Origin of the sequence: Pseudomonas sp. (genome assembly GCF_035554175.1) — a bacterium.
Taxonomy (GTDB): Bacteria; Pseudomonadota; Gammaproteobacteria; order Pseudomonadales; family Pseudomonadaceae; genus Aquipseudomonas.
In genome coordinates this window covers 1-12,036 of the sequence record NZ_DATMIV010000044.1, presented here as the reverse complement: position 1 = coordinate 12,036, position 12,036 = coordinate 1, and the positions used below count along the sequence as shown (strand labels likewise).

The 12,036-nt window shown below is 60.0% G+C and carries 9 protein-coding genes; 4 read left to right on the top strand and 5 right to left on the bottom strand.

Annotated elements, in window-relative coordinates; translation table 11 throughout:
- Positions 1 to 56: 56 nt before the first annotated feature.
- Complete coding sequence (locus VNV36_RS19340) at positions 57 to 986, bottom strand: electron transfer flavoprotein subunit alpha/FixB family protein (RefSeq protein ID WP_325719533.1); 930 nt, start codon at positions 984 to 986, stop codon at positions 57 to 59.
- The gene (locus VNV36_RS19335) at positions 987 to 1,736 is read right to left on the bottom strand and encodes an electron transfer flavoprotein subunit beta/FixA family protein (protein ID WP_325719531.1); all 750 of its coding nucleotides are present in this window, start codon (positions 1,734 to 1,736) and stop codon (positions 987 to 989) included.
- Positions 1,737 to 2,287: 551 nt separating this feature from the next.
- Between VNV36_RS19335 and VNV36_RS19330 the strand changes: the two genes are divergently transcribed.
- A complete protein-coding gene (locus tag VNV36_RS19330) occupies positions 2,288 to 3,952 on the top strand; it encodes an electron transfer flavoprotein-ubiquinone oxidoreductase (protein ID WP_325719529.1) in 1,665 nt (554 codons plus the stop codon).
- A 202-nt stretch (positions 3,953 to 4,154) separates the two neighbouring features.
- On the opposite strand, the gene VNV36_RS19325 is transcribed toward VNV36_RS19330, so the two are convergent.
- Positions 4,155 to 5,060, bottom strand: a complete 906-nt coding sequence (locus tag VNV36_RS19325; protein ID WP_325719528.1) for an AraC family transcriptional regulator — start codon at positions 5,058 to 5,060, stop codon at positions 4,155 to 4,157.
- Between the two features lie 177 nt (positions 5,061 to 5,237).
- Between VNV36_RS19325 and VNV36_RS19320 the strand changes: the two genes are divergently transcribed.
- The gene (locus VNV36_RS19320; protein WP_172611782.1) at positions 5,238 to 6,290 is read left to right on the top strand and encodes an NAD(P)-dependent alcohol dehydrogenase; all 1,053 of its coding nucleotides are present in this window, start codon (positions 5,238 to 5,240) and stop codon (positions 6,288 to 6,290) included.
- 46 nt (positions 6,291 to 6,336) lie between these two features.
- On the opposite strand, the gene VNV36_RS19315 is transcribed toward VNV36_RS19320, so the two are convergent.
- Both VNV36_RS19315 and VNV36_RS19310 read right to left on the bottom strand, forming a co-directional pair.
- Positions 6,337 to 7,041, bottom strand: a complete 705-nt coding sequence (locus tag VNV36_RS19315; protein ID WP_172611781.1) for an AlgP family protein — start codon at positions 7,039 to 7,041, stop codon at positions 6,337 to 6,339.
- A 214-nt stretch (positions 7,042 to 7,255) separates the two neighbouring features.
- Positions 7,256 to 8,059 (bottom strand): IclR family transcriptional regulator, encoded by an 804-nt coding sequence (locus VNV36_RS19310; protein WP_325719522.1) that lies wholly within the window; start codon positions 8,057 to 8,059, stop codon positions 7,256 to 7,258.
- Positions 8,060 to 8,317: 258 nt separating this feature from the next.
- Between VNV36_RS19310 and VNV36_RS19305 the strand changes: the two genes are divergently transcribed.
- Complete coding sequence (locus VNV36_RS19305; RefSeq protein WP_325719520.1) at positions 8,318 to 9,319, top strand: metallophosphoesterase; 1,002 nt, start codon at positions 8,318 to 8,320, stop codon at positions 9,317 to 9,319.
- Between the two features lie 729 nt (positions 9,320 to 10,048).
- On the top strand, positions 10,049 to 12,036 hold a 1,988-nt coding region (locus VNV36_RS19300; protein WP_325719518.1), incomplete at its 3' end, for a S8 family serine peptidase.

Here is a 12,036-nt window from a genome sequence, read left to right as displayed (position 1 = left end):
GAAACAAAAAAAAGCCCGACCAACTGGCCGGGCTCTTTATAAGTGAAGCTGGCGGTTTAAACCAGCTTCTCCAGCTCAGGTACCGCTTCGAACAGATCCGCCACGAGGCCGTAGTCGGCCACCTGGAAGATCGGCGCTTCTTCGTCCTTGTTGATCGCGACGATCACTTTGGAGTCTTTCATACCGGCCAGGTGCTGGATCGCGCCGGAGATACCGACGGCAATGTAAAGCTGTGGCGCAACGATCTTGCCGGTCTGACCGACCTGCATATCGTTCGGTACGAAACCTGCGTCGACCGCAGCGCGCGAGGCACCAACGGCAGCGCCGAGCTTGTCGGCCAGGGCGTACAGGTGTTTGAAGTTGTCGCCATTCTGCATGCCGCGACCGCCGGAAACGACGATCTTGGCAGCAGTAAGCTCAGGACGATCGGACTTGGCCAGCTCTTCGCTGACGAAGCTCGATGTAGCGGCGTCGTGCGCAGCGCCAACAGCTTCAACGGCAGCCGAACCACCTTCAGCGGCAACCGGATCGAAACCGGTGGCACGCACGGTGATCACTTTGATCGCAGCAGTCGATTGCACGGTAGCGATGGCGTTACCGGCGTAGATCGGACGCTTGAAAGTGTCAGCGCTCTCTACCGAGATGATCTCGGAGATCTGGTCAACGTCCAGCGCAGCAGCAACGCGCGGCAGGATGTTTTTGCCGTTGGAGGTCGCGGCAGCGAGAATGTGGCTATAGCCAGCGCCGAGCTCGGCTACCAGCGGCGCTACGTTTTCTGGCAGCTGATGCGCGTAAGCGGCGTTGTCAGCATTGAGCACTTTGCTCACACCAGCGATTTTCGCCGCGGCTTCGGCCACCGGGCCTGCGCCTTGACCGGCCACCAGCACGTGAATGTCGCCGCCGATTTTGGCCGCAGCGGCCACGGTGTTCAGCGTGGCCGGAGCCAGCACTTTGTTGTCGTGTTCTGCAATAACCAAGATAGTCATTTAGATTACCTTCGCTTCGTTCTTGAGTTTTTCAACCAGTTCAGCCACCGACTTGACCTTGATGCCCGCGCTGCGTGCAGCCGGCGCTTCGACTTTCAGAGTCTTGTTGGTGGAGGCGGTGGAAACGCCCAAAGCGTCCGGAGTCAGCGTCTCGAGAGGCTTCTTCTTGGCTTTCATGATGTTTGGCAGGGACGCGTAGCGCGGCTCGTTCAAACGCAGGTCGGTGGTGACGATGGCCGGCAGTTTCAGCGAAACGGTCTGCGCGCCGCCGTCGATTTCGCGGGTCACGGCAACACTGTCACCGGAGACTTCGACTTTCGAGGCGAAGGTGCCTTGGCCGTAGCCGCTCAGTGCAGCAAGCATCTGACCGGTCTGGTTGTTGTCGCTGTCGATCGCCTGTTTGCCGAGGATCACCAGTTGCGGCTGCTCCTTGTCGACTACAGCCTTGAGCAGCTTGGCCACGGCCAGCGAGGTCAGCTCTTCAGCGGATTCGACGAGGATGGCGCGGTCGGCACCCAGAGCCAGTGCGGTACGCAGTTGCTCCTGAGCGGTGGTCGGGCCGATGGAGACGACGACGATTTCAGTCGCAACGCCCTTCTCTTTCAGGCGTACGGCTTCTTCCACGGCGATTTCGCAGAATGGGTTCATCGACATCTTGACGTTGGCGAGGTCGACGCCGGAATTGTCCGCCTTGACGCGGACCTTGACGTTGTAATCCACAACGCGTTTGACAGCTACAAGAACCTTCATGGATTCCTCGTTACTCTCCGGTGAAAAGAAAGTCGCCTAGGCGAACCTGGCGGATGATGCTCATCGGGCGACAAGGGCACCTCTAAAAACGCCGGCTTGAATGTGAGGTAATTCACTTGGCGAAGGAAGGTGACCGTTCGTCAGAGGTGACTGTCGGGTCATTCATTCTCTCGCTGTGTAAACTGCGCGCCGGACTTGCGCTGCGCATCACCGTCTACTGCCTGTGCCCTGTCTTTAGAGGTGCTCTTGAAACCGCCAGTCTGCCTACGGCGAGCGCAAAACCGCCCGTATCTTGACCGGAACGCCCATTCCGGTCAATACGCCAAAATGCCCTGTCATAAGCCGCGCTTCTTTGATTTATCAGGGCTGGAGGCGATTCAAACAAACGTTTGTATTGGACGCTGAGAGTGGTGTAGATATAATGCGCCGCCTAGAGAGAAAGGTGGATTCGCCAATATTCCCTTTGACGTTAACGTAAAGGCAATAAGGATGCGACATCAAACCTCCCAATTAGAAAAAAAAACTGTTGAGCCTTGAGTAGGAGATAGCCTGTGGAACGCGAATTTATGGAGTTCGACGTCGTCATCGTCGGAGCCGGGCCCGCCGGGCTGTCTGCCGCTTGCCGCCTGAAACAGAGAGCCGCTGACGCCGGTCAGGAAATCAGCGTCTGCGTCGTGGAAAAAGGCTCCGAGGTCGGTGCCCACATCCTCTCCGGCGCGGTGTTCGAACCCCGAGCCCTCGACGAACTCTTCCCTGACTGGAAAGCCCTCGGCGCCCCGCTCAACACCCCGGTCAAAGGCGACGACATCTACGTGCTGACCGGTGCCGACGCCAGCCAGAAAGTCCCGGGGGCATTTGTTCCCAAGACCATGCACAACGAAGGCAACTACATCATCTCCCTGGGCAACCTGTGCCGCTGGATGGCACAGCAGGCCGAGAACCTGGGCGTCGAAATCTACCCGGGCTTCGCGGCTCAGGAAGCGCTGATCGATGAAAGCGGCGTGGTGCGCGGGATTCTCACCGGCGACCTGGGCGTTGACCGCGAAGGCAATCCGAAAGAAGGCCTGTACACCCCCGGCATGGAACTGCGCGGCAAGTACACGCTGTTCGCCGAAGGCTGCCGTGGTCACATCGGCAAGCAACTGATCAACCGCTTTAACCTCGACAGTGAGGCCGACGCCCAGCATTACGGCATCGGTCTGAAGGAAATCTGGGAAGTCGATCCGGCCAAACACCAGCCAGGCCTGGTGGTGCACACCGCCGGTTGGCCGCTGGACATCATGGGCACTGAAAACACCGGCGGCTCGTTCCTTTACCACTTGGAAAACAATCAGGTCGTGGTCGGGCTGATCGTGGATCTGTCCTACGCCAACCCGTACCTGTCGCCGTTCGATGAATTCCAGCGCCTCAAGCACCACCCGGTCCTCAAGCAATACCTGGAAGGCGGCAAGCGCATCAGTTACGGCGCTCGGGCCATCTGCAAGGGCGGACTGAATTCGCTGCCGAAGATGGTCTTCCCCGGTGGGGCGCTGATCGGTTGCGACCTGGGCACGTTGAACTTTGCCAAGATCAAGGGCAGCCACACCGCCATGAAGTCCGGCATGCTCGCCGCTGAAGCAGTGGCGGATGCGTTGTTTGCCGGCAACGAGGGTGGCGATGCGCTGAACGGCTACGTTGAAGGTTTCAAAGCCAGCTGGCTGCACGAAGAGCTGTTCGCCAGCCGCAACTTTGGCGCGGCGGTTCACAAGTTCGGCGCCATCTTCGGGGGCGCCTTCAACTTTATCGATCAGAACCTGTTCGGCGGCAAGATCCCCTTCACCCTGCACGACACCAAACCTGACTATGCGTGCATGAAGCTGGCGGCCGACTCGAAGAAGATCGACTACCCGAAACCCGACGGCAAGTTGAGCTTCGACAAGCTAAGTTCGGTGTTCATCTCTGGCACCAACCACGAAGAAGAACAGCCCTGCCACTTGAAGCTGAAGGACCCGAGCATCCCGATCAGCGTCAACCTGCCCAAGTACGACGAGCCTGCGCAGCGGTACTGCCCGGCCGGGGTTTACGAGGTTGTGACCCAGGAAGACGGCGCGAAACGCTTCCAGATCAACGCGCAGAACTGCGTCCACTGCAAAACCTGCGACATCAAGGATCCATCGCAGAACATCACGTGGGTAGCACCGGAAGGCGCAGGCGGGCCGACCTATCCCAATATGTAAGGGAAGCGGCAAGCTTCAAGCTTTGAGCTGCAAGCTTCCCGGCTGAATCCGGTCCTACTGACACTGCGCGTGTTCAGTGGGACCGGCTTTAGCCGGGAAGACGCCAGCGGCCTTAGCGTAAAATTAAAGGTGTGCACACTGGCCTCTTTCCGGCTGAAACCGGTCCTACTGCCGGGAAGCTTGTAAGTTTCAACAACCACCCTCACGCTGATATTTTCAGCCGCTCGCCCTCCTCCCCCGGATTGCGCTCGAAGTAGCGTTTGTACTCGCGACTGAATTGCGAGGTGCTCTGATACCCGACCTTGTGCGCAACCTGCGCCACCCCCATGCCTTCGCCGATGAGCATCTGTTGAGCCTTGAGCAGCCGCACGCGCTTCAAGTACTGAACGGGTGACAGCAGCGTGCTGCGTTTGAAATGCTCATGGAAGGTTGAAGCGCTCATGTTGGCGCAGCGGGCGAGATCCTCGACGCTCAATGCCTCGTCGTAATGGTCGCGCAGGTAGTGCAACGCTGCCGCGATACGGGCGAAGTGACCGGTCTGCTCGACCAACGCCCGCAGCACCCCGGCTTGCGGACCGCGCAATGCGGCATACACCACTTCCCTGACCCGGGCCTGGCCCATCACTTGCGCGTCGAGTGGATCGTGCAGACAGCGCAGCAACCGCTCCACGCTCTCGCGCATCGGCGCATCCAGCTCGGCGGAGGTCATGGACTCCGGCGTCTGCGCCTTGACCTTGACGTTCGGCGCCTCGCCCATGGCCTGAACAAGCTCACCCAATAGAGCCCGATCAATTGATACGGCAACGCCATACATCGGCGCTTCGGCCGTCGCGAAGGTTTCGCACATGAACGGTACCGACAACGCCTGCACCAGATAATGACCGGCGCCGTATTCCAGGGTTCGCGGGCCAAGGCGCGCGAGCTTGCTGCCCTGAGCAATGATCACCAGGCTCGGTTCATAGATCTGCGGGCTGCTCGCGACGTAATAATCCCAGGACATCGCCTGCACGCCCGGCACTCGGGTGTCGACGAAACCCGGGCGCGGCGCCAGCGGTTTGATAAGGGAGACCAACTCGGCGTTGGCGTCGGAATGGGAGAGAGGAGACATGGGCAGCCGTACGGAGGATTTGACACCGCCATCATCGCAGATCAGCGGCGCGAAGCCCTACTCGATCGATCAAATCCGGAGGATCAGGCATGACAGGCGGAGGAATGACCATGGCCGACGATGCGCTGCGTGAGGAGAATGGACCGCCTCAACTGTCATCGTTTTGCGAGGTTCTTTATGTACACAGCCATCGGTTACGCCGCCCAGTCCGCCACCACCCCCCTCGCCCCCATGACGTTCAGCCGCCGCAGCCCGCGGCCGGACGACGTGGCCATCGAGATCCTCTACTGCGGCGTCTGCCACTCCGACATCCACCAGGCGCGCAACGAGTGGGGCATCGCCGTGTACCCCCTCATGCCGGGCCATGAGATCGTCGGCAAGGTCACCGAAGTCGGCGCCAACGTCAGCAAGCACAAAGTCGGTGATCTGGTCGGCGTCGGCTGCATGGTCGATTCCTGCCGTCAGTGCGAAGCCTGCGCCCGCGACCTCGAGCAGTATTGCCTCGAAGGCGCGACCATGACCTACGCCACTCCGGACCGCGTCGACGGCAGCAACACCATGGGTGGCTATTCCAACAGCATCGTGGTCAGCGAGCACTTCGTCGTGCGTATCCCGGAGAAACTCGACCTGGCCGCTGCCGCGCCGATCCTGTGTGCCGGCATCACCACCTATTCGCCGCTCAAGCATTACGGCGTCAAGGCTGGCGACAAAGTGGGTGTGCTGGGCATGGGCGGTCTGGGCCACATGGGGATCAAGTTCGCCAAGGCCATGGGCGCGGAAGTGACGCTGTTCACCCGCTCGGCGAGCAAGGCCGAAGAAGGTCGTCGTCAGGGTGCCGACCACGTCATCGTCTCGACGGATGCCGAGCAGATGAAAGCCGCTGCTGGCCATTTCGACTTCCTGCTGGACACCATTCCTGTGCAGCACGACCTGAACCCCTACCTCGAAACCCTGCGATTTGACGGCGTGCACATTCTCGTCGGCCTGATCGAACCCGTGGACCCGGCGCTGCATGCTGCCAATCTGGTGATGAAGCGTCGCGTGCTGGCGGGCTCACTGATCGGTGGCATCGCCGAAACCCAGGAGGTGCTGGATTTCTGCGCCGAGCACGGCATCACCTGCGACATCGAGATGCTCGATATCAAGCACATCAACGAGGCCTACAGCCGTATGATCGCCGGTGACGTGAAATACCGTTTCGTGATTGATATGGCCACGTTGAAGGCCTGATCCACGGGTTCGCCCCGCGCGCAATGCGGGGCGAACGGCGACACCCCTACCGCGAGCGTTCAAGCCACTCCGGCTGGAGCGCCGATTCAGCATGAGGCGCCTCATCCGGCTCGGGCGCAGCGCTGGCCTCGGCGACCCCGTGGGCCAATGGTGCAACCTCGCTGGGTGCATGCTTCCGTCCCTTGACCACCGTCACCGTAGGCGTGGCGACCACCGCATTAGCCATGGCTTTCAGTGCTGTGGCTTCCCTCGTGGCGCGGCGAGCCGCAGGCGAAGGCTTCACGGCAGACTTGGCGGTCACCTCCGTTTGTGCGGCTGGCGAGGTAGCTCCGCTGATTTCGAGTTGGCCGAGCTCGCGCTGGCGCAGCATTTCGCTGGCAGCTTCACGCACCTCGCCCACGCCCTGCAATAACGCCAGGCTTACGTGGACGTCGTGCTTGAAGTCGCGGATGTAGTGCCGGGTTTCATCAGCCTGGCGCTGCATGTCAACCAAAGCTGTCTCCAGCAGTGAAATAGTGGCCCGCAGCTTCATCTGTTTTTTGCGTTTTCCGGCTGGCGTGGAGTCGAGACGGTCCCGCTGCTTGCCAAGCTTCTTCTCCACCTTGCTGCGTTTCTTTTCGAGCTTGGCGAGCTTCTTTTCAGCCCCGGCGAGGGCTTGCCCACAGGCGTGCTCAAAATGCTCCAGCAAGATTGTGGCCAGTTCCTGAAGCAGCTGCAGTGGTGTGAGCTCAGTTTTTTGTTTATTCGCCATACCAGCCTCTCCTTCCCGAATCGCATGTGCCCTGGCCGGTCGGCCAATGGCGTCTGAACAGTTAAGACCGCGGGCCGGGATTATGGTTGGGTCGATCACGAGCCCCTTTATCGATCGCTTCACCAGCAGGCGCTTTCCAGGATTTCAACAGGGGTGGTTGCCGTCGATTGCTCCAAGAGTTCGCCCGTTATCCCCTGCTCTGCGCATCTACACGCTAGCCACCCAACTCCGCAGACAACCGTGCCGCGGCGTCCTTGATCACCGGCACCAGCTCGGCCATCTTTTCCAATGGCATGTACGGCACGGTGCTGGCGATGCTGATGCCAGCGACGATCTGCTTGCTGGCGTCACGCACGGGCGCGGCCACGCAACGGATCGACGGTTCGTTGTCTTCCAGATCGAACGCATAACCGCCCTGCACGTACTCGCGCATGCGCGCCTGCACCTGCTCCCAGGTCTGCTCTTCATGGGCCGGCCACAGCGGATTTTTGCCGGTGGTTGGCACGCTGATCTCATACAGCCGTTGCCATTCGCTTTCCGGGCTGTCCAGCAGCAGCGCCTTGCCGATGCCGGTGCGCGCCAGCGGCATGCGATGGCCCACCCGCGAACGCATCTCCGGACCATTGCGGCCGGGATTCTTGTGCAGGTACAGCACCTCGTCGCCATCGCGCATCGCCAGGTGCACAGTGTCGCCGGTGAGCGCCGACAATTCGTCGAGAAAGGGTTTGGCCAGCACCAGCAGCGGCACTTCTTCCTGGGCCTGGAACCCCAGTTCGATCAACCTGGGCCCGAGGAGATAACCGGTTTGCGGCACCACTCGCAGGTAGCGTTCCTCCACCAGACAACTGGCAAGCCGGTGCGTGGTGCTGCGGGTGGTGCCGATGAGCCGGGCGATTTCCTTGAGGTCGCGAGCGCCGCTGGCGACCGCATGAATCACGCCCAGGCCGCGAATCAGCGTTTGCGTGCCGGTGGGTGCAGGGTCTTTGCCAGTGACGGCGGTGTCGGATGCATCTTGCATGGCGCGCCTTATCGAATCAGAAAACCGGCGACATTATCGTCGCCAGCCTTGAAGCCTGCCAGCGCTGCGCAGAATTTGCTCGGCGTCGGCGCAGGGTCATACTCACTCGATGCGCTCGACCTTGCCCACCAACAGCATGTAGGACAACGCGCCGTACGCACGCTCGAAGACCATTGCATTTCCCCCAAGATTCATCTTGGTAGCACGCTTCGCAGGGCAGATAATTAAGCAGTTTCGCTGACGAAGGATTCCACAGGCATGAGGCAAAAGGTTCTGAGACTTTCGCAAAATCACCATGGCCGTGACTTTGTCGTAGGTGACATTCACTTCAAAACCACCGACTTGTACAAAGGGCTGCGCAAACTCGGCTTTGACAGCAAGACTGACCGAGTCATCGGCGTCGGCGACCTCATTGATCGCGGCCCGGGCGTGCTTGATGGGCTTAAGCTTTTAGGCGAGCCATGGTTCTTCACCGTAATGGGCAACCATGAACAGATACTGATTCAGGCCTACCGTGAAAACCCGGACGCTCGTTATGGCTCTCATGGGGCTGGTTGGTGGGCAACCGTCGCCGATGAGTCGAAAGAGATGATCATCGTCAAGCTTGAGACCCTCCCTACCCTCATCGAGATCGAATCACCCCTTGGGGTCGTGGGCGTTATACACGGGGATGTACCGAGAGGCTTGTCCTGGCAGCGGTTCGTCAACGATATCGACAACGCGCAAGTCGAAGAAATAGCCCTCTGGGGGCGAGAGCGGATCAAAAAACATTACCGTCAAGGCGTCGCCGGCGTATGGCGTGTTTGCACGGGTCACACATGGATTCCAGCGCCGTTACGCCTCGGGAACGTGCTCGCGCTGGATTGCACCGGAGGCGGTGACGGGCCTTTGGGGATTTACTGCGTCCAGGACGACACCCTCTATGTCGACGGTCTTTCCGTGGCGCTTGACCAAGCTGAAGTTTTCACGGAGTTGCTTAACGATCTAGAGCGCACGCAGGCAGAACTCAACAACACGTTGAGGGCTGGCACGCTAATCGAATCCCAACGCCTGAGTCGTAAGGCTGAAGGTTTAGCGGGTCGTGCGAATACTGCCTGGCTTGCACTGCAGCCTGAGGTCGAAGCGTCTCAGAAGCTCTTGAATGAGCTCCACGGGCTCAGCCTGCTTGGCGGGGAGCGGAGGGTCATGAAGCTCGAAGAATTACGGTCTGGATACGAAGGAACGCACATTGAAGGATTACTGAACAGGCTGTTCCCCTAGACGCGAGAGCTATTGCTTCCCGACAGTATCCGGGGGCAAGACTGATGACTTGGAACAGGTGATGGGTCATCGATGGCTGACCTTGCACGCCACAACTCGTTGAACATGGTGGCGCGTCTTGTGATTGCTCGGTCAGCATAACAATGGGGCGCTACCCCATAATCCAGGGTGTACTTGCCATTCGCTTGCGGTGTATTCGCTGGTTGCATACGAGGTATCGTTTGCTGTGACCAGCACTGCGGGAAATTGCGCGAACGTAATCATTGCGCCAAGGGAGTCTTTGGCACTTTTGCACTTAAAGACCATTTCTGTAAATTCAAAAGTGCCGCGGGGTAAGCGCGAAGTCCCTCGAGCCACAAGTCTATCTTGCGTCGTGGCTAAGTAGCGGCTCAGCTCAAGTTTCCGCGATCTATTACTTGAATACCTCTCTATTACTCATCCCGCGTAGACATGAGACTGCGGAGGTCGCCAAACCCGCAAGCTAAGCCGACTAAAGACGCGCCACCTTCTAGACACTGGAACTAAAATGCCACTATTCCACATTGCACCTTAGTTGTGCCTGCTCCGTCTAGATGCCTCATCACAGCGCCTTGTGGCCTATTACCCGAGTGATTTCATGCCATTGGCTTTGTATCAAATTTGAAACAAATAAGTTGCCATCCCCTGCGCAGCGGACTATTTTCTTACGGCGCTCACTAGGGAGCTAACAAATAAAAAAGGTGTGCAGGGATGCGAAGGTTCAAGCCGTCCAATGCTGTCCGTTATTCCGTTAAACCCGCAACCACTACCGCACTTTGCGCGTTGTCTTTTACCTTTGGCTGCTCGGCTTATGCCGACTATGCGGAACAGGGGAAGTTAGGTGACGCGGCCAGTTGGCGCTCGGAAGAATTTCAGAGTGACTGGGGATTGGGCCGTATCCAGGCTGATCAGGCCTATGCTGCCGGTATCACCGGCAACGGCGTAAAAATCGGCGCGATGGACTCGGGATTCGACCCCTCTCATCCCGAAGCCAGCCCATCCCGCTACCATGCGGTAACGGCCAACGGCACCTACGTAAATGGTTCGCCCTTTAGCATCACGGGTGCCATCAACCCTAATAACGACACCCACGGCACGCACGTGACCGGGACCATGGGCGCGGCCCGGGATGGCGTTGGCATGCATGGCGTGGCGTACAACGCGCAAATCTATGTGGCCAACACCAACCAGAGCGACAGCTTCCTGTTTGGCCCGAGCCCGGATCCGCAGTACTTCAAGGCGGCCTATGGCGCGCTGGCCGATGCCGGTGTGCGGGCGATCAACAACAGTTGGGGTAGCCAGCCGCCGGATGTGACCTACGCGACGTTGAAAGGCGTGCAGGCTGCCTATGCCCAGCATTACAACCGGGGCACTTGGCTGGATGAAGCGGCTAACGTGTCGCGCAGGGGCGTGATCAACGTCTTCAGTGCTGGCAATACCGGCTATGCCAACGCCAGTGTGCGTTCTGCGCTGCCGTATTTCGAGCCAGACCTGGAAGGCCACTGGCTGGCGGTGTCTGGCCTGGATAGCGCCAATGCCCAGCGCTACAACCAGTGCGGCATTGCCAAATATTGGTGCATCACCACGCCCGGGAGGCTGATCAACAGCACCGTGCCTGGCGGCGGCTATGCGCTCAAGTCCGGTACGTCCATGGCCGCGCCCCATGCAACGGGCGCATTGGCGCTGGTGATGGAGCGCTACCCGTACATGAACAACGAGCAGGCCTTGCAGGTGCTGCTCACCACCGCGACCCAGCTCGATGGTTCGGTCACCCAGGCGCCCAATGGCACTGTGGGCTGGGGTGTGGTCAACCTAGAGCGGGCCATGCGCGGCCCAGGGCAGTTGCTGGGGACCTTCAACGCCAACCTGAGCGCCGGCCAAACCGATGTCTGGAGTAACGGTATCTCTGATCAGGCGTTGATCCAGCGTCAGGCCGAGGACACTGCTGAACAGACCGCCTGGCAGCAAACCCTGGTCAGCAGAGGTTGGCAGAACGGCGTGGCCAGCACCGCCAGCCAACAGGACCAGACCGACTACGCCGTGGGCAGCGCCCGTGCAGCGGCAGCGGCTCAGCGCCAGTATCAAGGCAGCCTGATCAAGTCCGGCGCGGGCCGACTGATCCTTGAAGGGAACAATACCTATCGCGGCGATACCCAGGTCAACGGGGGTGTACTGTCGGTCAATGGCTCCCTGGCGTCCGCCGTGCAGGTCAATGCGGGTGGCACCCTGGGCGGCAATGGCCAGGTCGGTAACCTCACCGCGTTGAACGGCGGGCAGGTTGCGCCGGGCAACTCCATCGGCACCTTGCGGGTGAACGGTGACTTAACCTTCGCGCCGGGCTCAACCTACGCGGTAGAGCTTTCGCCAACGGCCAGTGACCGCATTGTGGCCACCGGCAGTGCCACGGTGTCGGGGGCCAACATGACCCTGGCCCTGGACCCAACGCCGCTGGCCTTGAATGCCACGCCTGGCCAGACCCTGCTTGGCCGCCAGTACAACGTGTTGCAAGCCGCCAATGGTGTGAACGGGCAGTTCGCTGCGGTCACCTCCCACTACGCTTTCCTCGGCGGGCGCCTGGACTACGCCGCTAACGGCGTTGCGCTGAATATCGAACGCACGGCGGCTTTCGACAGCGTGGCGCAAACCCCTAACCAGGCAGCCGTGGCCTCGGCCGCCGAGCAATTGGGAGCGGGCAACCC

What these genes read in the sequence shown, in the direction of transcription:
- VNV36_RS19340 (WP_325719533.1), bottom strand. Translation starts at nt 986, where the DNA reads ATGACTATCTTGGTTATTGCAGAACACGACAACAAAGTGCTGGCTCCG.
- VNV36_RS19335 (WP_325719531.1), bottom strand. Translation starts at nt 1,736, where the DNA reads ATGAAGGTTCTTGTAGCTGTCAAACGCGTTGTGGATTACAACGTCAAG.
- VNV36_RS19325 (WP_325719528.1), bottom strand. Translation starts at nt 5,060, where the DNA reads ATGTCTCCTCTCTCCCATTCCGACGCCAACGCCGAGTTGGTCTCCCTT.
- VNV36_RS19320 (WP_172611782.1), top strand. Translation starts at nt 5,238, where the DNA reads ATGTACACAGCCATCGGTTACGCCGCCCAGTCCGCCACCACCCCCCTC.
- VNV36_RS19315 (WP_172611781.1), bottom strand. Translation starts at nt 7,041, where the DNA reads ATGGCGAATAAACAAAAAACTGAGCTCACACCACTGCAGCTGCTTCAG.
- VNV36_RS19310 (WP_325719522.1), bottom strand. Translation starts at nt 8,059, where the DNA reads ATGCAAGATGCATCCGACACCGCCGTCACTGGCAAAGACCCTGCACCC.
- VNV36_RS19305 (WP_325719520.1), top strand. Translation starts at nt 8,318, where the DNA reads ATGAGGCAAAAGGTTCTGAGACTTTCGCAAAATCACCATGGCCGTGAC.